The following is a 1,035-nucleotide window of genomic DNA, read 5'->3' as shown; positions in this document are numbered from 1 at the left end:
TGAATAAGTATGGTGAATGTCTGGGATTCGGCAAAATTCTACACAACTTAGAGGAAACACGAGAAAAGGTTGCCGTTAAAAACATTTCAGACATAGGCGATTTTCTGAGAAGAGAAAAACAACAGATATAGGCGGTCAGCCTCTTATCGTCTCAACTATGCTCTTGATTTTGACAGTGGTTTGCTCTCTCTTCCCTAGGTTTCGCAGCACAACTGCACCTTCCTTCAATTCTCTTTCCCCCACAATAACCGCATAATTAATCTTCCTCCTGTCCGCATCCTCTAAGGCTTTGGTCACTTTCCTGCCCATGACTTCGACTTCAACAGAAACACTTGACTCTCTTAGCATATGCGCGATTTTCAGTGCCTCACCTTTCAACTCTTTTTTAACAGGGATTATCATTACAGTCTTGTCTTCCCCAGTTTTTATTGCAACATTCTGCGATTGCATTGCTAGCATTATTCTGTCTATTCTATGTGCGATACCAGTGGCTGGAGTCGGCTCTCCTCCGAACAATTCGACAAGCCTGTCGTATCTTCCACCGCCCGCAATAGCAACATCCAAATTTGGAGTGTTTACCTCAAGAATCATCCCAGTGTAATATTCAAGACCTCTTGCAAATCCAGCGTCCACGGTTATGCTAATCTCGCATCCGCTCTCCATTGTCAGCCTTAAAATCTCGTCAAGATTTTCCGCAGCAGCAGAAGCCTCTCCATAATCCCTAACGCATTCCTTCACATCCTTAACAATTTCTAAAGCCTCGCCGCCCTTGAGCTGCACTAACTCTCGAAGAACTTGTAAGCACTTCTTGGAAACGCCGGAATCTTCAACGAGGCTTATTGCGTCTTCATATTGTTTCTTGTCCATAAGCTGTAGAGCCGCGTTCTGAGTTTTGTCATCCAGTTTTTCTTCACTCAATATTCCCCTTAGAATGCCGACATGCCCCACCTTGAAAGTGTAATTCTTCAATCCTGCCATTTTCATTAGGCTATTGGTAAGCATCAGTATCTCAGCGTCTGCTTCAGGCTTGTCAGA

Annotated in this window: 2 protein-coding genes; one reads left to right on the top strand and one right to left on the bottom strand. The window is 44.1% G+C overall.

The features are described from left to right. Positions 1-131: hypothetical protein (locus HXY34_14130; protein ID NWF97272.1), on the top strand; the 131-nt coding region annotated here is incomplete at its 5' end. A gap of 4 nt (positions 132-135) precedes the next feature. Here the strand turns inward: HXY34_14130 and HXY34_14125 are convergent. Then, positions 136-1,035 (bottom strand): histidine--tRNA ligase family protein (locus tag HXY34_14125; GenBank protein NWF97271.1); only part of this gene is annotated, 900 nt, incomplete at its 5' end.

It is taken from the genome of Candidatus Thorarchaeota archaeon (assembly GCA_013388835.1).
Taxonomy (GTDB): domain Archaea; phylum Asgardarchaeota; class Thorarchaeia; order Thorarchaeales; family Thorarchaeaceae; genus JACAEL01.
Note: the sequence above shows the minus strand (reverse complement) of the source record. Positions and strands in the feature narration are given on the sequence as shown.